The organism is Streptococcus sp. CF8_St5-11, from assembly GCF_024295625.1.
Lineage (GTDB): Bacteria > Bacillota > Bacilli > Lactobacillales > Streptococcaceae > Streptococcus.
Map to the genome: position 1 here is coordinate 87440 of NZ_JANCOJ010000003.1, position 24267 is coordinate 111706.

The window sequence follows — 24267 nt, forward strand, 5'->3', positions numbered from 1 at the left end:
CCCTTGATTAAAGGGCATGTTTTTCTATGTAAAGTTGTTGGGCGATCACTTGATTCATAGAAATCTCTTGCCCGTGGATAGCTAAATGATAGAGGCCAGTGTAATCGTCATAGCCTTTGAAGAGAATGTCATCTCCAATGGTCAGCTGGATTTGATCTAAAAAATTAAGCAATTCAAAGTTATCTTGGACTCTTCGCAAACGATAGGTTCCCGGTTCGCTGACATCGCTCAAACGATCCTGGTAAGCCTCGATGAGAAGTTGTCCTTTGGGTGGAATTGTCCCACCGTGAGGACAGGTTTTTGGATTTCCAAGCATGTAATCAAGCTTGTCAATGAAATGTTCAGAAACGGTATGTTCGAGGACTTCTGCCTCTTCGTGGACTTCCTCGGTGGTATAGTCAAGGTTCTTCAGAAGGAATACTTCGATTAAGCGGTGCTTGCGGTAGAGATCAGAGACCAATTGCGAGCCTAGATCTGTTAGCAAATACCCACGAGACTTGTCCTTCACCAAGAGCCCCTCTGAGATCATGCGCTTGATCATCTCGGTCACAGCGGGTGGAGAGACCTGCATGCGACTGGCAATTTCTTTATTACTGATTTTTTCTACTTCTGTGCCAATTTCGTAAATGCACTTGAGGTAATCTTCTTTGTTTGGTGTCATGCTTTCCTCTTTTCTTCGCTCACTTCTAGTATATCAAAAAAATCCTCAAAAACGCTAGTGGAGTAATGAGAATTGTCTCAAGCTCCAAAAGATGGTAGTATAGTAGCATAGAAAGGACGGCATTATGAACAGACAGGACTTGGCGAGACTAGGGTGGAGGGAGAATAGTTTAGCCTATTTAGAGAAATATTTGCAGGAATACAAAGATGTACAAGCCTACCAAGAACAATACCAGTCTGTCTTTTTCTTTGCCAGTCCTCTATTTCAAAAAATGTGGTTTCAAGAACTCCAGAATCTGGATGAAGCTGTTGCTCAAGACTTGCTGAGGGGAGTCATGAAAATTCTTCTCATGCCAAGTGACTTGTCTGGAACTTGTGAAGAGACAGCTTTTCTTCTAAGTAGAATGGCTCCAGCTTGCCCACCTCATTCACCTTTTTGGTCTTCTTTCTCAAGAGTGGTTCAAGTAGCTTTTGCTCAGGATTCATTAGCGAGCAAAGAGGGAGACCAGCTCTTAAAACGCCAGATCCACCAGTTCCGCTATCTGCTCTCTGCCTACCAGGCCCAGTGGATTCGGGAGCATTATGCCAAAACTGGACAGACGGATGAAGAGGCGCTACAAGCTTACTTGCAGGAGACAAAAGGAATTAAGATCGATGCCTATGCAGCGGCTCGTCTCCACAATAAGGTCTACGTGGATCAAGACGGCCAGCTCGCCTTTCCATCTCGTGCCCAGGCCCAGTTGAATTTCAAGGTCTTGCTCAACTTTCATACTGAGTATATCCTGGATCAGGACGGTCAGTTTCTTAACGAAGTGGATCCGTATCAGATTTCTGAAAATGGCATTGTCAATGGTGCCAGTTTCAACTATGGCTTAGCTAGAGGCTATACCCATAAGGACTTGGATATCGATCCCGTAAAACCGTGGGATCCACCTTTTCGCAAGAAGGTCCTCTATCAGCAAGGTGTTCGCTATCTAGCTCCGAAGAATGATCGCAGTATTGAAGGATACTGGAGCAGGAAGGGAACCTTTGCACAAGGAGGCAAGAGCTACAAGCAACAGGTAGCAAAACGCGTGCGGAGTTTCCTCAGAGGCATCCCACGCTTACGCTGGCGGGTTCTCTTACAGAATGGACTCCATCGGATTTTATAGCAATGAAAAAGAGGTTGTAGACCTCTTTTTCGTTTATCCAAGTGCTTTGACGGCTTCGATTGCAGCCTCGTAATTGGGTTCACTATTGATGTTGTCGAGGTATTCAACGTATGTGACCTTGTTGTCCGCATCTAGGACCAAGACAGCGCGTGCGAGCAAGTGCCATTCATTGATCAAGAGGCCATAAGCCTTCCCGAAGGAATGGTCGTAGTAGTCTGAGAGCATGATAGCATTGTCGAGTCCTTCAGCAGCGCACCATTTACCTTGAGCAAAAGGAAGGTCGACAGAGACCGTCAAGACGACAGTGTCTTCCAAGTCCGATAAGGTCTTGTTGAAGTGACGTGTTTGCATCGAACAGATCCCTGTGTCGATGGATGGGATGATGCTGAGAACTTTTTTCTTCCCAGCAAAATCAGCCAAAGATTTTTTCTCCAAGTTTGGTGTAGTCAGTGAAAAGTCATGAGCAGTATCACCAACTTGAAGTTGAGATCCAGTAAAGGTAACAGGGTTTCCTAAAAATGTTGTCATAGCAAAGACTCCTTTTTTCTTTTCATTGTACATCAATGAAGGGGGAAGAGCCACTAATTTGTTTGAGAATCTAATCAGTTTGGAATCTTATTTGTTCAAACCTTCTGCGATTTTCTCCAAATTCCATTTCATCATGCTGTAGTAGCTGTCGCCTTCTTCGCCTTCTTTGGCAATTGAGTCAGTAAAGATTTTTGAAAAGATTGGGATATTGGTATCTTTAGACACAGTTTTCATAGGACGCTCATCGACACTGGATTCGACAAAGAGGGACGGTACTTTGGTTTGACGCAATTTCTCTACCAGCGTTTTGATTTGTTCAGGTGTCCCTTCTTGTTCGGTATTGATTTCCCAGATATAGGCAGATGGGACGCCATAGGCTTTGGAGAAGTACTTGAAGCAACCTTCGCTGGTTACGATCATCTTCTTGTCTGCTGGGATGTTATTGAATGCTTGCTTGGCTTCTTGGTCTAGCTTGCTGAGTTTTTCAGTGTAGGCTGCTAGATTTTTTTCGTAGAAGTCCTTATTTTTTGGATCTTTGGCGATCAATTGTTTGGCAATGTTTTTAGCGTAGATAATCCCGTTTTCGAGATTGAGCCAAGCGTGAGGGTCTTCTTTTCCAGCTTGGTTTTGACCTTCTAGGTAGATGACGTCGACTCCCTCGCTCACTGCGAAATAATCCTTGTTTTCTACTTTATTGGCATTTTTGACCAACTTGGTAAACCAAGCATTGCCACCGGTTTCGAGGTTGATGCCGTTGTAAAAGATGAGGTCTGCTTGTGAAGTTTTTTTGACATCTTCTGGGAGCGGTTCGTATTCGTGAGGATCTTGACCGACAGGGACAATACTGTGGAGCTCGATTTTGTCCCCAGCGATATTTTTGGTGATATCTGCGAGGATGGAGTTGGTGGTGACCACTTTCAATTTATCAGATGAGGACTTGGAAGAAGAGCCTTTGCTGCAGGCCAACAGGCCGAACAAGAGCGCCACAAAGAGGGCGAGGACAGAAGCGATTTTTTTCATGTGTTTCTCCTTTAATGAGGTGAAAGAGCGTGCTTATTCTTTCTCTGCTTAGGAGCGATAAAGAAGCTGATGAGAAAGAAGATGGCAGAAGTGAGGACGATACAAGACCCGACGGCGATGTTGAAACTGTAGCCGATAAAGAGTCCTAGGATAGAGGCTAGGGCACCTAATCCGGATGAAAGGAGCATCATGGACCAGAGGCTATTGGCATAGAGATAGGCTGTCGCAGCGGGTGTGATGAGCATGGCGACGATGAGAATGGTCCCGACACTCTGCATAGCAGTGACAGAAACCAAGGTCAAGAGAACCATGAGCAGGTAGTGATAGAGTTTGACCCGGACGCCCATGGATTGAGCCAGAACAGGATCAAAAGAAGTGAGCAGTAGGGGACGAAAGAGCAGGACAATCACCAGTAAGACTGCCACTCCAACACCGATGGTCACCCACATATCCTGGTCTTGCACGGCCAGGATATTTCCAAAGAGGATGTGGAAGAGGTCGGTAGAACTTTTAGCGACCCCGATCAGAATGACTCCTAGGGCGAGGAAAGAAGAAAAGGTAATCCCAATCGCCGTGTCGCTCTTGATGATGGAGTTGCTCTTGATATAGGTGATAAGGACGGACGCCAGGAGGCCAAAGACAATGGCACCGATAAAGAAATTGATGCCCAGGATAAAGGACAGAGCTACCCCAGGAAGGACCGCGTGCGAGATGGCATCTCCCATGAGAGACATACCCCGCAAAATAATGAAGCATCCGACAGCTCCAGCGACAATCCCGATGGCAATAGCTGTAATCAGGGCATTTTGTAAGAAGTGGAATTGCTGTAATCCATCGATAAATTCTGTAATCATCCGACGCCACCTCCTATAAAGAGTTCATGCCCATAGGCTGCATGCAGATTCTCCTTGGTAAAGGTTTCCTCTGTTTTCCCAAAAGCGATCAGCTTGCGGTGAAGGAGCAGGACCTGGTCAAAGTAAGCTGGGACCTTGCTGAGGTCGTGATGGACGATCAGAATGGTCTTGCCTTCTTTTTTCAAGGTCTGTAGGGTCTGCATGATGATGTCTTCGCTGACAGAGTCAATCCCTGCGAAGGGCTCATCCAAAAAGATGACATCTGCTTCTTGGACCAAGCAGCGGGCGATCAGGACCCGTTGGAATTGCCCTCCCGAAAGCTGGCCGATCTGGCGATCCGCTAGATCAAGAAGATTGACAAGTTTCAAGGCATTTTCCACCTTTTGAAGATCCTCTTTGCTTTTTCGCTTGAAGATAGAAAGATGGGGATAGAGACCCAGTGAGACACACTCCCGCACCGTGATGGGGAAGTGGAAATCAATAGCGGATTTCTGTTCGACGTAGGCCACTCGTTGAAGAACTTGGCCGAGATCTTTTTGATCGAGCAGGACCCTTCCCGAATGAGGGAGAAGTCCTAGCATGGCCTTGATTAGAGTTGACTTTCCTGCTCCGTTGGGTCCAAGAATTCCTAGGATGGTTGGACCCTGGATGGTGAGGGAAAGATCCTCCAAGGCCAGTGTTTGCTGGTAAGCAACACTTAGATGTTCAATTTGAATCATGATTTTTCTCCTTTACCATTAATATACATGAATGAAAAAATTAAGTCAAGTTAATTTTTAAAATAATTTAGATTAACTTACTTGTAATCATTGAAAAATTGACCTATTTTTGATAAGGTTAATAGAAAAGAATGAAAGCGAGAAGATCATGGTACGTTTACAAGATGATTTTTATGATTACGTCAATGGGGAATGGGCTGAGACAGCTGTGATTCCTGATGACAAACCGTCAACTGGTGGTTTTATGGACTTAGATCGAGACATCGAAAACTTGATGTTGGATATCACTGGGAAATGGCAACGGGGAGAAGAGCTGCCTGAAGACAGCATTCTGCAAAACTTTGTCAAATACCATAAAATGGTGGCAGATTTTGATGCACGGGAAGCAGCTGGTGTAGCACCAGCCATGCCCTTGATCAATGAAATCAAGGCCTTGTCTTCTTTTGAAGACTATACCAGCAAGCTGGGAGCCTATGAACTAGCTGGCAAACCAAATATCATGCCATTTAGCGTGTCACCAGACTATATGAATGCCCAAATGAATGTCTTGTGGGGAGAAGCGCCGGCTCATATCTTGCCAGATACGACCTACTATGAAGAAGGCAACGAAAAAGGCCCAGAACTACTGGCTATCTGGCGCCAAATGATGGAAAAACTTTTACCTAAATTTGAATTCTCAGAGGCAGAAATCAAAGATATCCTGGATAAGGTCATTACGTCGGATGCAGAATTGGCCAAATATATCTTGTCAAATGAAGAAAGATCCGAGTACAACAAACTCTACCATCCTTATGAGTGGGCAGATTTCAAGGCCTTGGTTCCAGAATTGCCACTCGATACTTTCTTTACAGAAGTGATCGGACAAACTCCGGATAAAATCATCGTTCCAGAAGAGCGTTTCTGGAAGGAATTCGCACCAACATTCTATTCAGCAGCCAACTGGGAAACTATTCATGCAAGATTGAAACTCGGTGCAGCCGTAGATTGGACTTTATTCTTGACCGAAGAAATCCGTGTCTTGGCTGGTGAATATAGTCGTACGATTGCAGGTGTTCCAGAACCTCGTCCAAAAGAAAAGGCGGCCTTGTCATTAGCAGAAGTACCATATAGCCAAGCGCTTGGACTCTGGTATGCGGGAGAAAAATTCTCACCAGAAGCAAAAGCAGACGTAGAGCATAAAGTAGCGACCATGATTGACGTCTATAAGGAGCGCTTAGAAAAAGCAGACTGGCTCGCTCCTGAAACTCGTGAAAAAGCCATTGTCAAACTCAATGTCATCACACCACATATCGGCTACCCTGAAAAATTACCAGAAACATACGCCAAAAAAATCATCGACGAAAGCAAGACCTTGGTGGAAAATGCTCAAGCCCTTTACGAAATTTCCATTGCCCATACTTGGAGCAAGTGGAACCAACCGGTTGATCGAAGCGAATGGCACATGCCAGCCCACCTGGTCAATGCCTACTATGATCCGCAACAAAACCAAATCGTCTTCCCAGCAGCGATTTTACAAGCACCTTTCTATGACCTTCACCAATCATCATCAGCCAACTACGGTGGAATCGGTGCGGTCATTGCCCATGAAATCTCCCACGCCTTTGACACCAATGGAGCATCCTTTGACGAGCATGGTAGCTTGAAAGACTGGTGGAAACCAGAAGATTACGAAGCCTTTACCGCTCGCACACAAAAAGTCATCGATCAGTTTGAAGGACAAGACTCCTACGGTGCCAAGATCAACGGGAAATTGACCGTTTCTGAAAACGTAGCAGACCTCGGTGGTATCGCTGCAGCCCTTGAAGCCGCTAAGAAAGAGGAAGATTTCTCAGCAGAAGAATTCTTCACCAACTTTGCTCGCATCTGGCGCATGAAAGCTCGGACAGAGTATATGCAACTCCTCGCAAGTGTCGATGTCCACGCACCAGGAAAACTCCGCACCAATGTCCAATTACCAAACTTTGACGAATTCTTTGAAACCTTTGATGTCAAAGAAGGCGACGGCATGTGGCGCGCACCAGAAGACCGTGTGATCATTTGGTAGTCTAAGATACTAAGCCCGTAAAAAAAGCGAGAAGAAAATAGGAGATTGACCATGTGGGCCATACCTACCAGTCAATCTCTCTTTTTCTCGACGGTCGTAAAAAAAATAAAAATCCCCAAAGCCAAGTTTCAACCTACTGAAACTAGCTTTTGGGATTTTTGATTGGATTAGAAATCATAAGAAATATCAAATAATAATGAAGCGTTCTCAATCATTGTGTCGACAAACCAAGAACTCCCATACCTTATGGTAATGGGAGTTCTTTTTCTATTTTCTTCTTTTTGGATCGGTTTGTTTAAAGATCAGGTATAAAATTCCGGCAGGCAGGAAGCAGAAGAGCCACATGATATCGAGTCCTTTGCTTTTACTGCTAGAGGTCGTTGTTTTAGACTCACTTACGGCCACTCCCGCTTTAATACTTGGAGATACCTGTTGCAAGCCGTTCTGAACGACTAGGCGGTTGTCTTCCAGTTTAAGGGCTGGCTTCGTCCCCTTCTTAACGGTCGCATAGAAGTCTTGCTTCAAGTGAATGGTCTTCCCGTCGATGGTATGATCGCCTGCAGAAAGGATTTTTTTATACTGGTAGTCTGCGAACATTTTCTCAGCCAAGGTATTCCCGATTTGATTGCGGTAACTTTCGGCGATCTCGACATCGTAGTTTCCAACCCCCAAAATGACTTCGATAATCCGCTGTTTACCCCGCTTGGTTGTCGCGGTGTAGTTGTAGTCAGCAGTCGGGCTGGATCCAGTTTTGAGTCCATCTGTTCCTTTAAGGGCGAACTTTCCACCTTCGAGGGAAGTATTGTAGTTATCATAGCTTTGCTCGTAGGGGGTACCTTCCATGATGGTAGTATGAGCTTGCTTGGTGTATTCCAACATTTCTGGCAGGTCGTTTACGATGTGATAAGCCAGAATAGACATGTCCCGCGCTGTGATTTCGTTATTCGCATTGACATCGTAGCGCTGAGGATTGTAGTAGCCCTGAAGGACCGAAATCATCGCCCCATTTGGATTGTGCCATTTGGTATGGCTCATCCCCATTTCTTGTGCGTACTGATTCATTAAGTCCAAAAACTTATCGGGATCATTGTCAGTGACGGCGTTGGCGAGCATAATCACGGCCGCACTAGAAGATGGAACAAAGAGCATCTTGATCAATTCAGATACCTTGTAGTCAACACCAGCTACAATAGGTGAGTTACTTAACAGATTGTTTTCCGAGATGGCTTGGTCTGCCTCTGTTGCTGTGACCACGGTATCATATTTGATCTTGCCTTCCTTAAGGGCCCGAAAGACCACATAGGCACTCATGAGTTTGGCCATGCTTCCGGAGTCCCGGACCGTGTCGATATTGTCTCCGTACAAAATGGCTCCAGTATTGGCGTCGATGACGATGTCAGCCTTAGGCTTGTAAAAATCGTCCAATACCAGTCCAGCATCAGCTGCGATTTTCATGACATCTTCTTGCTGGTAGATGTCATCCGCAAAAGCAGTGGAAATAGGGCCTAATGTCAAGACTCCTACAAGGAGGGACAAGAGGCTGCGTTTTAGTCGTTTGTGTAAATGTCTCACATAATTCATAGATTCCATTATATCATACAGGCCAGGGATTCAACTTGAAAAAATTTTAGAAAAAGTAGAAATTGAAAAAATAAAGGAAAAATAGAATAATTTCGCAGTAAAAGCGTTTACATTTCCCTAGAAAGTGCTATAATTTAAATTGAGTATAACATTTTTTACAATGAGGTGATTTATATGAACAAAGGGAAGGTACTCTTAGCTACCAGCGCTCTGCTTTTATCAGCTGGTGTACTGGCAGCCTGCTCAGGAGGGAAATCTAGTAGCTCTGGTGGTCAGACATTTAGCTATGTCTATACCCAGGATCCGGATACCTTAGACTACTCGATTTCCAATAAAAAATCGACTTCCGAGTTTACAGGAAATGCGATAGATGGCTTGTTGGAAGTGGACAAGTACGGGAACTTGATCCCATCGCTTGCTAAAGACTGGACTGTTTCCAAGGATGGCTTGACCTATACTTATAAACTCCGTAAAGGGGTCAAATGGATGACTTCTGAAGGGGAAGAATATGGAGAAGTCAAAGCCCAAGACTTTGTCACAGGCCTCAAACACGCGGCAGACAAGAAATCACAAGCGATTTACTTGGTCCAAAAATCTGTCAAAGGCTTGGATGATTATGTTTCAGGGAAGACATCTGATTTCTCAACTGTTGGAGTAAAGGCTATTGATGATTATACCGTTCAATATACCTTGAGCCAACCGGAAAGTTTCTGGAATTCTAAGACTACGATGGGGATCTTGATGCCGGTTAACGAAGAATTCCTGAAATCTAAAGGAGATGACTATGGTCAAGGAACTTCTCCATCTAGTATCCTCTACTGCGGTCCTTATTTGATCAAGTCCATCACTTCTAAATCTTCTGCGACCTTGGAAAAGAACCCAACATATTGGGATGCGGATAATGTTAAGATCAGTAAAGTGAAGTTGACTTATTATGATGGACAAGACTCAGAATCCTTGATTCGTGGGTTTGACAACGGCGACTATACAGTTGCCCGTGTCTTCCCAAATGGCTCTAACTATAAGAGTGTAGAGAAGAAGCACAAAGACGATATCGTCTTTACTGACCAAGGTTCATCTACCTACAACCTTTCCTTCAACATTGACCGTCAGGCTTATGAAATCACAAAGAAGACTACTGATGCTCAAAAGACTTCAACTAAGAAAGCAATCTTAAATAAGGACTTCCGTCAAGCCATTATGTTTGCCTTCAACCGTAAGGCATACGTAGCTCAGGCGAACGGGGAAGCTGCTGCCAATAAGGTCATCCGTAATACCTTTACGCCACCAAACTTTGTTCAAATCAATGGCCAACAATTTGGGGATGCAGTAGAAAAAGACCTAGAAGCTTATGGGGATGAATGGAAAGGGATTTCTGTCGCAGATGGAAAAGATACCCTCTACAATCCAACCAAGGCCAAAGAAGAGTTTGCTAAAGCCAAGGCAGAATTGCAGTCTCAAGGAGTTGAATTCCCAATTCATTTGGATCTTCCAACTTCATCGACTTTTACGGAAGGAATCAAACAAGCTCAATCCTTCAAACAGTCAGTTGAATCTACACTAGGAGCAGAAAATATTGTCATCGATTTGAATATGATTTCTGAGGATGATCTGCAACGGGTGACTTACTTTGCTGAAAATGCTTCGCAACAAGACTGGGATTTGAACAATAACTTGGGTTGGGGACCAGACTATACGGATCCATCTTCTTACATTGATATCACTAGTGGTAAATCTGGCGAAAATGCCAATGCTTACTTTGGATTCGATGCTGGTACCAACAATGCGGCCGCAAAAGCAGCTGGTTTTGATGAATACGATCAATTAATTGAGGATGCTCAAAAAGAAACCACAGATGTGAACAAGCGTTACGAAAAATATGCTGCGGCTCAAGCTTGGTTGACCGATAGTGCCCTCTTGATTCCGATCCATTCAGATGGAGCTTCTCCAGTCGTTCGTAAGACTGTACCATACTCTGCAGCCTTTGCTTGGACAGGCCACAAGGGTCAATCCTTCAACTATAAGTATTTAGAAGTTCAAGACAAGGTCGTAGCGGCGAAAGACTACGACAAAGCGCGTGAACAATGGAAGAAAGAAAAAGAAAAATCCAATAAAAAAGCGCAAGAAGAACTTGAAAAGCATGTGAAATAGACTTTTCTTAGAGAAAACAGGATGAACAGGTCCCGTATGGGACCTGTCTTTTTCTTTGTCTGAACCTTTAAAAATCGCCTAAAAATGGTATAATAGGAGCATCACGAAAATTGGAGAGACGCTATGAGTTTTTACGATCATAAAGAAATCGAGCCTAAGTGGCAAAAATACTGGGCTGACCATCACACTTTTAAGACAGGAACAGATGCTTCAAAACCTAAGTTTTATGCATTGGACATGTTCCCTTACCCATCTGGAGCGGGTCTACACGTAGGACATCCAGAAGGCTACACAGCAACAGATATCCTTAGCCGTTTCAAACGTGCGCAAGGTTACAACGTCCTTCACCCAATGGGATGGGATGCTTTTGGTTTGCCTGCTGAGCAATACGCTATGGATACAGGGAATGACCCAGCGGAATTCACAGCAGAAAACATTGCCAACTTCAAACGCCAAATCAATGCGCTTGGCTTCTCTTACGACTGGGATCGTGAAGTCAATACGACAGATCCGAACTACTACAAGTGGACGCAATGGATCTTCACTAAGCTTTACGAAAAAGGCTTGGCTTATGAAGCTGAAGTGCCAGTAAACTGGGTTGAGGAACTAGGAACAGCTATCGCCAACGAAGAAGTTCTTCCAGATGGAACCTCTGAGCGTGGGGGCTATCCAGTTGTTCGTAAACCAATGCGCCAATGGATGCTTAAAATCACGGCCTATGCAGAGCGCTTGCTCAACGATTTGGATGAATTGGATTGGCCAGAGTCTATCAAGGACATGCAACGCAACTGGATTGGTAAATCAACTGGTGCCAATGTCACTTTCAAAGTAAAAGGGACAGACAAGGAATTCACCGTCTTTACGACTCGTCCAGACACTCTTTTCGGTGCGACCTTCACTGTTTTGGCGCCTGAACATGAACTAGTAGATGCCATCACGACACCTGAACAAGCTGAGGCTGTAGCGGACTACAAACACCAAGCCAGCCTCAAATCAGACTTAGCTCGTACAGACCTTGCTAAGGAAAAAACAGGGGTTTGGACTGGTGCTTATGCGATCAACCCTGTCAATGGCAAAGAAATTCCAATCTGGATTGCCGACTATGTTCTTGCTAGCTACGGTACAGGTGCTGTTATGGCCGTACCTGCCCACGATGAGCGTGACTGGGAATTTGCTAAACAGTTTGGTCTTCCAATCGTAGAAGTCTTGGAAGGTGGAAACGTTGAAGAGGCTGCTTACACAGAAGATGGCCTTCACGTCAACTCTGACTTCTTGAACGGTCTCAACAAAGAAGAAGCGATTGCTAAAATCGTGTCTTGGCTAGAAGAAAAAGGCTTTGGTCAAGAAAAGGTTACCTACCGTCTCCGCGACTGGCTCTTTAGCCGTCAACGTTACTGGGGTGAACCAATCCCAATCATTCATTGGGAAGATGGAACTTCGACAGCTGTTCCAGAAAGTGAACTCCCACTGGTCTTGCCAGTAACCAAGGATATCCGCCCTTCAGGTACTGGTGAAAGCCCATTGGCTAACTTGACAGACTGGCTGGAAGTGACTCGTGAGGATGGTGTCAAAGGTCGTCGTGAGACGAATACGATGCCACAATGGGCCGGTTCAAGCTGGTACTACCTCCGCTATATCGATCCACACAACACTGAGAAATTGGCTGACGAGGATCTCCTCAAACAATGGTTGCCAGTCGATATCTACGTGGGTGGTGCAGAACACGCTGTGCTTCACTTGCTTTACGCTCGTTTCTGGCACAAATTCCTCTATGACCTTGGTGTTGTACCGACTAAAGAGCCCTTCCAAAAACTCTTTAACCAAGGAATGATCTTGGGAACTAGCTACCGTGACCACCGTGGAGCTCTTGTGGCGACTGACAAGGTTGAAAAACGTGACGGTTGCTTCTGCCATGTGGAAACAGGAGAAGAGTTGGAGCAGGCGCCAGCCAAGATGTCTAAATCCCTCAAGAACGTGGTCAACCCAGATGATGTGGTGGAACAATACGGTGCGGATACCCTTCGTGTCTATGAAATGTTCATGGGACCACTCGATGCTTCTATCGCTTGGTCTGAAGAAGGATTGGAAGGAAGCCGTAAATTCCTTGACCGTGTGTATCGTTTGATTACAAGTAAAGAAATCGTTGCGGAAAACAATGGCACTCTTGATAAGGTTTATAACGAAACCGTTAAAGCTGTTACTGAGCAAATCGAGTCTATGAAATTCAACACAGCCATTGCCCAGCTCATGGTCTTTGTCAACGCTGCTAACAAGGAAGATAAACTCTATGTGGATTACGCCAAAGGCTTTATCCAATTGATTGCCCCATTTGCCCCTCACTTGGCAGAAGAACTCTGGCAAACAGTCGCAGCAACCGGTGAGTCTATCTCTTACGTAGCTTGGCCAACATGGGACGAAAGCAAATTGGTTGAAGACGAAATCGAAATCGTCGTTCAAATCAAAGGAAAAGTCCGTGCCAAACTCATGGTCGCTAAAGATCTTTCACGCGAAGAATTGCAAGAAGTCGCTCTAGCTGACGAAAAAGTCAAAGCAGAGATCGATGGCAAGGACATCGTGAAAGTGATTAGTGTCCCTAATAAACTTGTTAATATCGTTGTTAAATAACGAGTTTATTAGCCCTATCTGCCACCTTCAATAGTCCACTGGACTATTGAAGCCAACTAAATTGGTTAATATTGTTGTAAAATAAAAATGAATCCTTCAGAGTTCAGCTCTGGAGGATTTTTTAGGCTCAGCTTGACAATAAATAGTATTTTTGTTAATATCATTAACAAAAGAGAGGCGCTATGAATAAGAAAGAACTGTATAAGTTTAATAATCGTTTTAACAGCTTTGCTTTAGCTTTTGAACAGTTGAAAAAAGCTCAGCATAGGAACAGTATTGATAAATCAATCACTATTAATGAAGTCCATTTGATCGACCTGATAGGTCGCAATCAGCCTGTGAATCTAGTGAAATTATCTGAGTTACTTGAAGTATCTAGGAGTGCCATTACTCAGAGTGTTAGACGTTTAACCAAGAAAGACCTCGTTACTTTTGAATTTGCACCGGATAATGAAAAAAATAAATATCTGATATTATCCAAAAAAGGTGTTGAAGTTTTTAATATCCATAAAGAGCAGCAAGAACATATTGAAAAGGCCATTTTTTCAGTTTTAAGAAACTATAGTGAGGAGGATCTTCAAATGGTTATGAAACTGATGGATGATGTTGAACAGGTATGGCAAGAATTGCCGTGGTAAAAATCACGGTAATTTTAAAACTATATTGTTAATTATATTAACAAAAAGAGGAAGATATGAATATACAAATTGAACTAATCTCAGAGTCTGATTTAGCAGACGAATCTTTTAATATTGTCATCGATGGCTTAAAACCAAGTGAAACCTATCGAGTCGAAATGTATTTATCTGATTATTATTGTATCAATGCTCCTATGCTTTTAGCTCATGATGTTTTATGGAAATCAACAGCGACTTTTGTATCAGATAAGAATGGTATTATTGATATTTCACAAACTCCATCTTGTTCTGGCTCTTATGAAGATATTGCAACAATGGGGTTATTCTTTAATGCCAAGCCCTTGACCAATAGGAAAAAGAAACTTCCAAACTCTCTTTCTAAAATTCCCTTATTAGATCACTTTTTTGTGGAAATCAAAATTATACAAGGTAATACTGTCGTCGCAGAGAGAACTTTCACAAGACATTACATGAGTTCGCAAATTAGTCATCAAGATATTTACGGGAAACATTTTCAAGGGAGACTCTTTTATGATAAAAAGGGAATAAAAGCACCAGCATTGATTATTGTGAGCGGTAGTGAAGGAAGGATTGAAAAGGCACAGAATATAGCTCAGCTTCTCTCTTCTAGAGGTTATATTTGCCTAGCAGTTGCCTACTTTGGTTTAGAGGGATTGCCAAAACATTTGGAACGTATTCCTTTAGAGTGCCTTGTGGAAGCAAAGGATTATCTACGTCAGCATCATCAAGTAGATAGTGAAAGAATTGGAATCTATGGACGTTCTAAGGGAGCAGAGTTAGTTTTAGCTGAGGAGAGCATTTTTAATGACGTTCAATGTTTGGTACTAAATTCACCCTCTGATGTGGTGTATGAAGGGATAGAAAGGAAATGGAATTCCCATTCTTCTTCTTGGACGTATTTGCAAATAGAACTTCCCTATCAAAAGTTTCGACTGAGAGATTATCTGTTTAGCAAACTTTTTAGAAAACCTATCCCTAAAGATCGCTCTGCTAGGATAGACATTAGTAGATTCTCTTCGCCAATCTTATTGCTCGGAAGTACTGTTGATGAAATATGGGATGCCTCGTCAGCAATAGCCAATATTGTCTCACATTATAAAGGCCACCACATTACATTTAAAAAATATCATGAAATAGGTCACATGTTGACAGTGGCTTATCAACCCAATCATCGCTATCGAAAAGATTGGCGTTTATTGATGAAAGAGAGTAAGGATTCTTGGTTGGCTACGATTCATTTTTTTGATAGGCATTTGAAGAAGCAATAACATAAGATTATAAATATGCTATAATAGTCCCAACTAAGATAAAAACACAGTTCTGGTTGGTAGTCCAGACGTAGGCAAGCCTATCAGTAACCTTCCTCCTTGGTTGTCCATTCTTAGGGATAGATTTAAGGAGGTGCTGTCGTGGAAACAATTTCAATTGGATTGACAGTTTATTTTGAAGATGGATTTTGGCATGGTTTGTTCGAACAAGTGTATCGAGAAACTTATCAAGTTTGTCGTGTGACATTTGGTCAGGAGCCAAAAGATGATGAAATTCTAGAGATGTTACAGACTCAGTTTACTCATTTATCTTTTAGTCCAGAAGCTACAGTTAAGCAACATGTAAAAATCAAGAATCCTAAACGATTACAGCGAGCTGTGAAGAAACAAGTAAAGAAGAAAATTTCTTCCAAGTCGAAAGAACTATTGCAGTTGCAGTATGAGGAAAGGAAAAAGATTTCAAAACATCAATCTAGTGTCCAAAAGCAATTGCTCAAACAAGAGAAATTCGAACGCAAACAGCAAAAACGAAGAGACAAGCATAAAGGACATTAACCCTTATCTCTTTCATCAAAAAAGCTTCGGTAGGAAGAACCCTACCGAGGCTTTTTAACAAATTTCATTCTGCATTACAGTGAACAGATGTAAAACTCAGTGTCGTTCTACAAGGAGTTTAAATGTTGCTCTTCTTCTAAGAAAAATTGTGAAAAAAGAGAAAAAGTCTGGCAATTTTGAGGTCGTCAAGCATCCTTTGAAGAGTATCTTAGAAAAAATGTTATTTCTATATCGAAACAGTTGACAGATGTAACAGGCAGTGGTACAATGATTTTGATATTTCGATATAGAAATAAAAAGGAGACAAAATGGACAAGATGTTAGGAGGCTATCAAGCTCTACAGATTCGATTGTTAAATGGGCGTATCTTTCAAAAGTTGCTTAGCAAGGAACCAGATGCTCAATACCGAAGTGAACAGGGAAAAATTTTAACGATTTTGTGGAAGCAAGAGTTGGGGTGCGCTACTGCGACCGATATTGCAATTGCGACGGGTCTAGCCAATAATACATTGACCAGTATGGTTAAGAAAATGGAAGAACAAGGCTTGGTTACGATTCAACCTTGCACACAGGATAAAAGGAAAAAATATATTTCTTTGACAGACCTCGGTTGGGCACAAAAGGAAATTGGGGATCGTGTTAGTAAGGAACTGGGTGAGATTTTCTATCAAGGATTTTCGGATCAAGAAATCCGAGAATTTGAGGAGTATCAAGAGCGCATTATCGCAAATCTAAAAGCTAAAGAGAATGACATCTAAGGAAAGGAATTAACAGTTATGATTGGTATTACAGGGGTAACAGGGAAATTAGGTTCTTATGTGGCGAATCTTGTCGATGGGAAAGGAATCGCTTCCGTCCATCTAGCACGAAGTCCAGAACGTGCAAAACTCTACGCGTCTGCGGAAATTCGTAAAATAGTGTATGCCAATACGCCAGAGGTGGTTGAGGCCTTAAAGGGGATCGATATCTTGTTGATGGTTTCTGCTCGGGAAAATCTAGAGCGTGTCAAGGAACACAAGGACTTTTTAGATGCTGCAAAGCTAGCAGGAGTAGAGCATATCGTCTACACCTCCTTTTATGGGGCAGATGAGAAGGCAACTTTCACCTTGTCTCGAGATCATGCCCAGACGGAAGCCTATATCAAGGAGTTAGGGTTCACCTACACTTTTTTGAGAGATAATTTTTACTTGGACTTCCTGATTGATATGGCGCTTGAAAATGGAGAGATTCGTGGTCCGGCAGGCAGTGGTCTTGTGTCAGCTGTTGCCCGTAAGGACACATCTAGGGTTGCAGAAGAAATTCTTTTAAATCCTAAGGAGTGGGAAAATCAAACCTTGAATTTGACGGGGCCAGAGGATCTTTCTATGGAAGAAATCGTAGCCCTTCTCTCAAAAGAGACTGGTGACGCCATCGTGTATGTGGATGAAACAGTAGAAGAAGCTTATGAGTCACGGAAAAAATGGCCAGCACAAACTTGGGAGTACGATGCCTGGGTCAGCACCTATACAGCGATTAAAGCTGGGGAACAAGCTGGGGTTTCTACAGATGTCGAAAAAGTTCTAGGGCATCCAGCAAGTAGCCTATTGGATACTCTTAGAGACAGAAAACTTATTGAGGAAGAATATGATTGAATATAAACATGTAGTCTTGCGCTACACGGATAAGGACATTTTAAAAGATGTCAATCTCCGTATTGAAAATGGAGAATTTATGGTGCTAGTGGGTCCTTCAGGATCTGGAAAGACCACTATGATCAAGATGATTAACCGTCTTTTGGAGCCGACAGATGGCAATATTTATATGGATGGGAAACGCATCAAGGACTATGATGAACGGGAGTTACGTCTGTCTACCGGCTATGTGCTTCAAGCCATTGCCCTTTTTCCAAATTTAACAGTTGCTGAAAATATAGCATTGATTCCTGAAATGAAGGGCTGGAGCAAGGAACAAATCGCCTCTAAAACAGAAGAATTCTTGGACAAGGTGGGTCTGCCTGCTGCAGAGTATGCAAAGCGCATGCCTAGTGAGCTGTCTGGTGGGGAGCAACAACGGATTGGCATTGTGCGGGCCATCATTGCAGAGCCAAAGATTCTATTGATGGACGAGCCCTTTTCAGCCTTGGATGCCATTTCCCGCAAACAGCTACAGGCTCTTACCAAAGACTTGCACAAGGAGTTCGGCATGACTACTATCTTTGTTACACACGATACCGATGAAGCCTTGAAATTAGGCGATCGGATTGCGGTGCTACAAGAAGGAGAGATTGTGCAGGTAGCGGATTCCGAGACCATTCTAGCCCAACCAGCCAACGACTTTGTGGCGGATTTATTTGGAGGTGCTCACCATGTCTAAACTACTTGCAACCTTTCAAGAACGCTTTGGAGACTGGCTCACTGCACTGGGGCAACATTTGCAACTGTCATTACTGACCTTACTCCTTGCTATTTTTCTAGCTGTTCCATTAGCTATTTATTTAAGTACACGCAAGAGAGCCAGCAACTGGGTTTTACAGGTCGCTGGGATCTTCCAGACCATTCCTTCCATGGCCCTTTTGGGGCTCTTCATTCCCATTATGGGAATCGGAACACTTCCGGCCTTGACAGCTCTCGTCATCTATGCCATTTTCCCCATCCTTCAAAATACCATCACCGGCTTGCAGGGGATTGACCCAAGTCTAGAAGAAGCAGGGGTGGCCTTTGGGATGACCAAGTGGGAGCGACTCAAGAAGTTTGAGATTCCCTTGGCCATGCCCGTCATCATGTCTGGGATTCGGACAGCAGCTGTGATGATTATCGGGACGGCTACCCTAGCCGCCTTGATTGGAGCAGGGGGACTCGGTTCCTTTATCCTTCTAGGGATTGACCGCAATAATGCCAGTCTGATTTTGATCGGTGCCCTGTCTTCTGCCTTCTTGGCCATCGCCTTTAACCTTCTTCTCAAATGGATGGAAAAGGCCAAATTGCGGACCATCTTTGCGGCTTTTGCGGTAATGGTTATCGGATTGGGAGCTAGCTATACACCAAGTCTTCTTCCCAAACCGGAAAAAGAAAATCTGGTCATCGCTGGGAAGTTGGGTCCTGAACCGGAAATCCTAGCCAATATGTATAAGATCTTGATCGAGAAAAATACGGATATGACAGTGACTGTTAAACCAAATTTTGGTAAGACCACTTTTCTCTATGAAGCTCTGAAAAAAGGGGATATTGCTATCTATCCAGAGTTTACAGGGACCGTGACTGAAAGTCTCCTCAAGCCGGCGCCGCAAGTCGACCATGATCCAGAAGCAGTTTATCAAGCGGCTCGAGATGGGATCAAGCGACAAGACGACCTGGCCTTGCTCAAACCTATGGCTTATCAGAATACCTATGCTGTCGCGGTGCCCAAGAAAATTGCCCAAGAGTATGGCCTCAAGACCATTTCAGATTTGAAAAAGGTGGAAGGACAACTCAAGGCAGGATTTACCTTGGAGTTTAATGACCGAGAGGATGGGAACAAGGGCTTGCAGAAGGTTTACGGACTCCACCTACAAGTCTCCACCATGGAGCCAGCCCTTCGCTACCAGGCGATCCAGTCCGGGGATATCCAGATCACAGATGCTTACTCAACGGATGCCGAGCTGGCTCGCTATGACCTGGTGGTCCTTGAAGATGACAAGCAACTCTTTCCGCCATATCAAGGGGCGCCCCTCATGAAAGAAGCTCTTCTTAAGAAACATCCCGAATTGGAAGGTGTGCTTAATAAGCTAGCTGGTAAAATCACTGAAAGCCAGATGAGCCAGATGAACTACCAAGTCGGAGTAGAAGGCAAGCCTGCTGCTAAAGTAGCGCATGACTTTTTGGTAAAAGAAGGGTTGATGAAAAATTAACAAACCATTCTCAAGTCTTTGCACTTGAGAATTTTTTAATAGAAAGCAATTTCATATCTTTTCAGCAAGCTTTTGGGTTAGAAGGGGAGACCTTCTCTTCAAAAAAACTCCATTGAGTCTGGCTTAAAATTGTGTTACAATAAGCCTTGAAAATGAATGAAAGTATATGGAAAAAGTATGAAAAAACGACCAGTAATTGGAATTACAGGAAATGAAAGACCCTTCCCAGATGATCCAGACGCGAATATGAGTTATGCGGCGACTGGTTTTGTCGAAGCGGTCAAAGAGGCAGGAGGGATTCCTTTGATTTTGCCAATTGGAGATGCGGCCTTGGCCAAAGACTACCTATCGATGATCGATAAGCTCATCATCACCGGCGGACAAAATGTCTTGCCCAAGTTTTACGGAGAAGAAATCACCATCGATAGTGATGACTATCTCTTGAAACGCGATCTCTTTGAGTTGGCCTTAATTGAAGAAGCGCGTGCGGCTAAAAAAGCTATCTTTACCGTCTGTCGTGGGACCCAACTCTACAATGTTGCATTGGGTGGAACTTTGCATCAAGATATTGAGGATCATTGGCAGGACAATCCAGGTCAGTACACCAGCCAAGAGCTGGTGACCAAGGATCAGACGATCCTGCAAGAGATCTATGGTAAGACCAGTCGCATCAATTCTTTCCATCATCAAAGTATTAAAGACTTGGCAGATGGCTTAGAAGTGATCGCGCGGGATCCTAAAGATGACATCATTGAAGCCGTTCAATCCACAGATAAGAGTCGTTTCCTCGGCGTTCAGTGGCACCCGGAACTACGTTTTGACAAGAGCCCAGCAGATCGCAAGCTCTTTGAATATGTCGTGACTCAATTGTAAAGTGGACCAGCTCCCTTAGGAATTTTTCCTAAGGGACTTTTTCTTTAATCTGCGTAAGAAAGACTGTAAATTGTGCCTAGGTTTTGGGGGAGGATTCGCTACAATAGAGCTAGTAGAATGAGGAGGATTAGGACATGTATCAATTTCCAAAGGATTTTTTATGGGGGAGTTCGACCTCGGGCCCTCAAACAGAAGGGCGTCTAGCCCAGGATGGAAAGGGAGACAATCTCTGGGATTACTGGTATAGAATCGAGCCCGACCGCTTTTATCAAGGGCAAGGACCAGAGAAAACATCGACTTTTTATGAACACTGGGAAGAAGATTTGGACCTCTTGTTAGAAACTGGCCACACGGCCTTTCGGACCTCTATTCAGTGGTCACGTATTTTCCCAGAAGGTCGAGGGGAGATCAACCAAGCAGGTGTTGATTTCTACCGTCGTGTCTTTGAAAAGATCAAAGAAAAAGGGATTCATCTCTTGGTCAACCTCTATCATTTTGATTTACCGATGGCTCTTCAAGAGCAAGGGGATGGTTGGGAAAATAAAGAAACCGCCTATGCTTACCAGGAATATGCGCGTTTTTGTTTCAAGACCTATGGAGATCTGGTCGATCAGTGGATCACCTTTAATGAACCCATTGTCCCTGTGGAGTTTGGCTATTTTTATGATGCTCATTTTCCTCATAAGGTAGACGCGGCAGCAGCAGTAAAAGTAGCCTACCACACCCAGTTAGCAAGCTCTCTAGCAGTCAAGGCCTGTCACGAGGTGGATCCTAATTACCGTATCGGGATTGTGCTTAATTTGACACCAGCCTATCCTCGGAGCCAGCATCCAGAAGATGTGAAAGCCGCGCGCATTGCCGAGCTCTTTCAAGCAAAATCCTTCCTAGATCCATCTGTTCTTGGTCATTATCCTGAAGAATTAGTGGAGATTCTGCGGGAGCGTGATCTCTTGCCGGATTATGATCCCTTTGAATTGCGCTTGATCGAGGAAAATACGGTGGATTACCTAGGGGTTAACTATTACCAACCACTCCGTGTGGCGGCTCCTCGTTATGCTCCAAATCCAGCATCTCCCCTACTCTTTGAACAATTTTATGAACCCTATGTCATGCCAGGCCGCAAGATCAATCCCCACCGAGGTTGGGAAATCTATGAGCAAGGCTTGTATGACATTGCCCAAAATATCAAGGAAAACTATGGCAATATCGAGTGGATCCTGACAGAAAATGGAATGGGGGTTGAAGGAGAGGAAAAATTCCGCAAGGATGGTGTGATCCAAGACGACTACCGGATTGACTTTGTCAAAGACCATCTTCGTGAGCTCCACCGGGCTATTCAAGATGGTGCCAACTGTAAAGGCTATTTGATCTGGACCTTTATTGACTGCTGGTCATGGCTCAATGGCTACAAGAACCGCTATGGCTTAGTTGAGTTGGACCTCGAAAGTCAAAAACGAACCCTCAAAAAATCTGGCCATTGGTTTAAAGAGCTAAGCCAAGCCAATGGATTTGAAGACTAAATCAAAATCCGCAGCCTGTGTTTCGTTCAATTTGAGCCTCCTCGCATTGTCGTTTTAAAGTTTGGAGTCAAACAGTTCCCCAAACGGTTTGACTCTCAATTATTCCGAATGTCTGAAACCATTCTGTTTCAGGCATTTTTCTTACAGTGGAAATTTTCTTAGATGACTTTGTCTCTAATCTTAACCCTAACTTAACTAGACCAATTTTCTTGAATTTCCTAGTTGACAAACTCGAAGAAGCATTGTATACTGACTCCGCTGGTTGCTTTTTGGTCAAATTAGACTAGACCAATTTTAAAGTAACTGAGAAATCGACCATGGGTCGTTTGACTAAGTAAAGGGGAAAGTATAGCAAGGCTATATCGTAAAAACTATGTGCGGAATCGTTGGTGTTGTAGGAAATACAAATGCTACTGATATTTTGATTCAAGGACTTGAAAAACTCGAATACCGAGGCTATGACTCTGCGGGTGTTTTCCTGGCTAGTGAAGGCAAGAGCCAATTGGTAAAGGCAGTTGGCCGCATTGCAGAATTGTCAACTAAGGCAGAAGGTGTTGAAGGGACAGCTGGGATCGGACATACCCGCTGGGCCACTCACGGAAAACCAACTGAGGACAATGCCCACCCACACCGCTCTGAAACAGGTCGCTTTGTTTTGGTCCACAATGGGGTCATTGAAAACTACCTTGAAATCAAGGAAGAATACCTAGCAGGTCACCATTTCAAGGGGCAAACAGATACAGAAATCGCCGCCCACTTGATCGGAAAATTTGCTGAAGAAGATGGCTTGTCTACGCTCGAAGCCTTCAAAAAAGCCCTCCACATCATCCGTGGGGCCTATGCTTTTGCTTTGATGGATGCGGAAGATCCAAGCACCATCTATGTGGCAAAAAATAAATCACCACTCTTGATCGGTCTTGGCGATGGTTACAATATGGTCTGCTCTGATGCCATGGCCATGATTCGTGAAACCAACCAATACATGGAAATCCATGACCAAGAGTTGGTCATTGTCAAGGCTGACAGCGTTGAAGTGCAAGACTATGATGGCAACGTCAAAGAACGGGCTAGCTACACGGCTGAACTCGACCTTTCTGATATTGGAAAAGGGACTTACCCATACTACATGCTCAAAGAAATCGATGAGCAACCAACTGTCATGCGTAAGCTGATCCAAGCCTATACAGATGAATCTGGTCAAGTAGTGGTAGATCCAGCTATTATCAAGGCTGTTCAAGAAGCAGACCGCATCTATATCCTTGCGGCTGGTACCTCTTACCATGCTGGATTTGCGTCTAAAAAAATGTTGGAAGAGTTGACAGATACTCCAGTAGAACTCGGTATTTCATCTGAGTGGGGGTATGGTATGCCACTTCTCAGCAAGAAACCACTCTTCATCTTTATCAGCCAATCTGGTGAAACGGCCGATAGCCGCCAAGTATTGGTCAAAGCAAATGAAATGGGAATTCCAAGCTTGACAGTGACCAATGTTCCAGGTTCAACTCTTTCACGTGAAGCAGACATGACCATGTTGCTCCATGCTGGTCCTGAAATTGCGGTAGCTTCTACTAAGGCTTATACGGCTCAAATCGCAGCCCTTGCCTTTCTTGCTAAAGCTGTTGGGGAAGCCAATGGCAATGAGAAGGCCAAAGCCTTTGATTTGGTGCACGAATTGTCTATCGTTGCCCAATCGATCGAATCAACCCTTTCAGAAAAAGAAGTCATCGATGAAAAAGTTCGTGGCTTGTTGGAAACAACCCGCAATGCTTTCTATATCGGACGTGGTCAAGATTACTACGTTGCCATGGAAGCCAGTCTGAAACTAAAAGAAATTTCTTACATCCAATGTGAAGGCTTCGCTGCGGGTGAGTTGAAACACGGTACCATCGCTCTGATCGAAGAGGGTACACCGGTCATCGCCCTCTTGTCAGATCCAGTCCTAGCCAGCCACACACGTGGGAACATCCAAGAAGTGGCAGCACGTGGGGCCCATGTTTTAACCATTGCAGAAGAAAATGTCGCTAAAGAGACAGATGATTTGGTCTTGACAGCGGTTCACCCTTACCTCTCTCCAATCTCAATGGTGGTGCCAACCCAATTGATTGCCTACTTTGCAACCCTTCATCGTGGGCTCGATGTTGATAAACCACGGAACCTTGCTAAGTCTGTAACCGTTGAATAAAATTATCTATAT

General features: G+C 43.9%; 20 protein-coding genes. 14 read left to right on the forward strand and 6 right to left on the reverse strand.

Annotated features, from left to right (window positions below):
- Positions 1 to 7: 7 nt before the first annotated feature.
- Positions 8 to 661 carry a metal-dependent transcriptional regulator gene (locus tag NMM13_RS07195; RefSeq protein ID WP_254728537.1) on the reverse strand — a complete coding sequence of 218 codons (654 nt, stop codon included), beginning with the start codon at positions 659 to 661 and terminating at the stop codon, positions 8 to 10.
- 124 nt (positions 662 to 785) lie between these two features.
- Here NMM13_RS07195 and NMM13_RS07200 point away from each other — a divergent pair, with 124 nt between their 5' ends.
- Complete coding sequence (locus NMM13_RS07200) at positions 786 to 1811, forward strand: DUF3114 domain-containing protein (RefSeq protein WP_254734706.1); 1026 nt, start codon at positions 786 to 788, stop codon at positions 1809 to 1811.
- Between the two features lie 33 nt (positions 1812 to 1844).
- Here NMM13_RS07200 and tpx read toward each other — a convergent pair whose 3' ends face one another.
- The 4 genes from tpx to NMM13_RS07220 all read right to left on the reverse strand — a co-directional run bounded on the left by tpx (position 1845) and on the right by NMM13_RS07220 (position 4932).
- Positions 1845 to 2339: a thiol peroxidase gene (gene tpx / locus NMM13_RS07205; protein WP_254728271.1), complete on the reverse strand. Its 495-nt coding sequence runs from the start codon at positions 2337 to 2339 to the stop codon at positions 1845 to 1847.
- A gap of 87 nt (positions 2340 to 2426) precedes the next feature.
- Positions 2427 to 3359: a metal ABC transporter substrate-binding lipoprotein/fibrin-binding adhesin FimA gene (gene fimA, locus NMM13_RS07210; RefSeq protein ID WP_254728273.1), complete on the reverse strand. Its 933-nt coding sequence runs from the start codon at positions 3357 to 3359 to the stop codon at positions 2427 to 2429.
- Positions 3360 to 3370: 11 nt separating this feature from the next.
- Entirely contained in the window at positions 3371 to 4213 is an 843-nt protein-coding gene (locus NMM13_RS07215) for a metal ABC transporter permease (protein ID WP_254728275.1), read from the reverse strand.
- Positions 4210 to 4932: a metal ABC transporter ATP-binding protein gene (locus tag NMM13_RS07220; protein ID WP_254728277.1), complete on the reverse strand. Its 723-nt coding sequence runs from the start codon at positions 4930 to 4932 to the stop codon at positions 4210 to 4212. Before NMM13_RS07220 ends, NMM13_RS07215 begins: the two co-directional genes overlap by 4 nt.
- 148 nt (positions 4933 to 5080) lie before the next feature.
- On the opposite strand from NMM13_RS07220, the gene NMM13_RS07225 reads away from it, so the two are divergent.
- Complete coding sequence (locus tag NMM13_RS07225; protein ID WP_254728279.1) at positions 5081 to 6976, forward strand: M13 family metallopeptidase; 1896 nt, start codon at positions 5081 to 5083, stop codon at positions 6974 to 6976.
- A 267-nt stretch (positions 6977 to 7243) separates the two neighbouring features.
- Here NMM13_RS07225 and NMM13_RS07230 read toward each other — a convergent pair whose 3' ends face one another.
- The gene (locus NMM13_RS07230) at positions 7244 to 8566 is read right to left on the reverse strand and encodes a DUF1958 domain-containing protein (RefSeq protein ID WP_254728281.1); all 1323 of its coding nucleotides are present in this window, start codon (positions 8564 to 8566) and stop codon (positions 7244 to 7246) included.
- 165 nt (positions 8567 to 8731) lie between these two features.
- Between NMM13_RS07230 and NMM13_RS07235 the strand changes: the two genes are divergently transcribed.
- From NMM13_RS07235 to glmS, 12 genes are all read left to right on the forward strand, one after another.
- Entirely contained in the window at positions 8732 to 10708 is a 1977-nt protein-coding gene (locus tag NMM13_RS07235) for a peptide ABC transporter substrate-binding protein (protein ID WP_254728283.1), read from the forward strand.
- Positions 10709 to 10831: 123 nt separating this feature from the next.
- Positions 10832 to 13333 (forward strand): leucine--tRNA ligase, encoded by a 2502-nt coding sequence (leuS, locus tag NMM13_RS07240; RefSeq protein ID WP_254728285.1) that lies wholly within the window; start codon positions 10832 to 10834, stop codon positions 13331 to 13333.
- A gap of 182 nt (positions 13334 to 13515) precedes the next feature.
- Entirely contained in the window at positions 13516 to 13971 is a 456-nt protein-coding gene (locus tag NMM13_RS07245) for a MarR family winged helix-turn-helix transcriptional regulator (RefSeq protein ID WP_060933554.1), read from the forward strand.
- A gap of 56 nt (positions 13972 to 14027) precedes the next feature.
- Positions 14028 to 15260: an acyl-CoA thioesterase/BAAT N-terminal domain-containing protein gene (locus NMM13_RS07250; protein ID WP_254728287.1), complete on the forward strand. Its 1233-nt coding sequence runs from the start codon at positions 14028 to 14030 to the stop codon at positions 15258 to 15260.
- A gap of 141 nt (positions 15261 to 15401) precedes the next feature.
- Positions 15402 to 15815 (forward strand): YjdF family protein, encoded by a 414-nt coding sequence (locus NMM13_RS07255; protein WP_073949360.1) that lies wholly within the window; start codon positions 15402 to 15404, stop codon positions 15813 to 15815.
- A 308-nt stretch (positions 15816 to 16123) separates the two neighbouring features.
- A complete protein-coding gene (locus tag NMM13_RS07260) occupies positions 16124 to 16573 on the forward strand; it encodes a MarR family winged helix-turn-helix transcriptional regulator (protein ID WP_254728289.1) in 450 nt (149 codons plus the stop codon).
- Between the two features lie 18 nt (positions 16574 to 16591).
- Positions 16592 to 17446: an SDR family oxidoreductase gene (locus NMM13_RS07265; RefSeq protein WP_254728291.1), complete on the forward strand. Its 855-nt coding sequence runs from the start codon at positions 16592 to 16594 to the stop codon at positions 17444 to 17446.
- A complete protein-coding gene (locus NMM13_RS07270; protein WP_254728293.1) occupies positions 17439 to 18167 on the forward strand; it encodes an ABC transporter ATP-binding protein in 729 nt (242 codons plus the stop codon). Before NMM13_RS07265 ends, NMM13_RS07270 begins: the two co-directional genes overlap by 8 nt.
- Positions 18160 to 19680, forward strand: coding sequence for an ABC transporter permease/substrate-binding protein (locus tag NMM13_RS07275; RefSeq protein WP_254728295.1), 1521 nt, complete (start codon positions 18160 to 18162; stop codon positions 19678 to 19680). Before NMM13_RS07270 ends, NMM13_RS07275 begins: the two co-directional genes overlap by 8 nt.
- A gap of 177 nt (positions 19681 to 19857) precedes the next feature.
- On the forward strand, positions 19858 to 20553 hold the full coding sequence (locus NMM13_RS07280; protein WP_254728297.1) for a gamma-glutamyl-gamma-aminobutyrate hydrolase family protein: 696 nt from the start codon (positions 19858 to 19860) through the stop codon (positions 20551 to 20553).
- Between the two features lie 134 nt (positions 20554 to 20687).
- Positions 20688 to 22073 carry a glycoside hydrolase family 1 protein gene (locus NMM13_RS07285; RefSeq protein WP_254728299.1) on the forward strand — a complete coding sequence of 462 codons (1386 nt, stop codon included), beginning with the start codon at positions 20688 to 20690 and terminating at the stop codon, positions 22071 to 22073.
- 373 nt (positions 22074 to 22446) lie between these two features.
- Positions 22447 to 24255: a glutamine--fructose-6-phosphate transaminase (isomerizing) gene (gene glmS / locus NMM13_RS07290; RefSeq protein WP_049482357.1), complete on the forward strand. Its 1809-nt coding sequence runs from the start codon at positions 22447 to 22449 to the stop codon at positions 24253 to 24255.
- Positions 24256 to 24267: the final 12 nt, after the last annotated feature.

Bases quoted from the DNA above. Each gene is read 5' to 3' on its own strand.
- leuS (WP_254728285.1), top strand. From the start codon at position 10,832: ATGAGTTTTTACGATCATAAAGAAATCGAGCCTAAGTGGCAAAAATAC.
- NMM13_RS07270 (WP_254728293.1), top strand. From the start codon at position 17,439: ATGATTGAATATAAACATGTAGTCTTGCGCTACACGGATAAGGACATT.
- NMM13_RS07265 (WP_254728291.1), top strand. From the start codon at position 16,592: ATGATTGGTATTACAGGGGTAACAGGGAAATTAGGTTCTTATGTGGCG.
- NMM13_RS07250 (WP_254728287.1), top strand. From the start codon at position 14,028: ATGAATATACAAATTGAACTAATCTCAGAGTCTGATTTAGCAGACGAA.
- fimA (WP_254728273.1), bottom strand. From the start codon at position 3,359: ATGAAAAAAATCGCTTCTGTCCTCGCCCTCTTTGTGGCGCTCTTGTTC.
- glmS (WP_049482357.1), top strand. From the start codon at position 22,447: ATGTGCGGAATCGTTGGTGTTGTAGGAAATACAAATGCTACTGATATT.
- NMM13_RS07245 (WP_060933554.1), top strand. From the start codon at position 13,516: ATGAATAAGAAAGAACTGTATAAGTTTAATAATCGTTTTAACAGCTTT.
- NMM13_RS07280 (WP_254728297.1), top strand. From the start codon at position 19,858: ATGAAAAAACGACCAGTAATTGGAATTACAGGAAATGAAAGACCCTTC.
- NMM13_RS07225 (WP_254728279.1), top strand. From the start codon at position 5,081: ATGGTACGTTTACAAGATGATTTTTATGATTACGTCAATGGGGAATGG.
- tpx (WP_254728271.1), bottom strand. From the start codon at position 2,339: ATGACAACATTTTTAGGAAACCCTGTTACCTTTACTGGATCTCAACTT.
- NMM13_RS07195 (WP_254728537.1), bottom strand. From the start codon at position 661: ATGACACCAAACAAAGAAGATTACCTCAAGTGCATTTACGAAATTGGC.
- NMM13_RS07235 (WP_254728283.1), top strand. From the start codon at position 8,732: ATGAACAAAGGGAAGGTACTCTTAGCTACCAGCGCTCTGCTTTTATCA.
- NMM13_RS07230 (WP_254728281.1), bottom strand. From the start codon at position 8,566: ATGGAATCTATGAATTATGTGAGACATTTACACAAACGACTAAAACGC.
- NMM13_RS07260 (WP_254728289.1), top strand. From the start codon at position 16,124: ATGGACAAGATGTTAGGAGGCTATCAAGCTCTACAGATTCGATTGTTA.
- NMM13_RS07220 (WP_254728277.1), bottom strand. From the start codon at position 4,932: ATGATTCAAATTGAACATCTAAGTGTTGCTTACCAGCAAACACTGGCC.
- NMM13_RS07275 (WP_254728295.1), top strand. From the start codon at position 18,160: ATGTCTAAACTACTTGCAACCTTTCAAGAACGCTTTGGAGACTGGCTC.
- NMM13_RS07285 (WP_254728299.1), top strand. From the start codon at position 20,688: ATGTATCAATTTCCAAAGGATTTTTTATGGGGGAGTTCGACCTCGGGC.
- NMM13_RS07200 (WP_254734706.1), top strand. From the start codon at position 786: ATGAACAGACAGGACTTGGCGAGACTAGGGTGGAGGGAGAATAGTTTA.
- NMM13_RS07215 (WP_254728275.1), bottom strand. From the start codon at position 4,213: ATGATTACAGAATTTATCGATGGATTACAGCAATTCCACTTCTTACAA.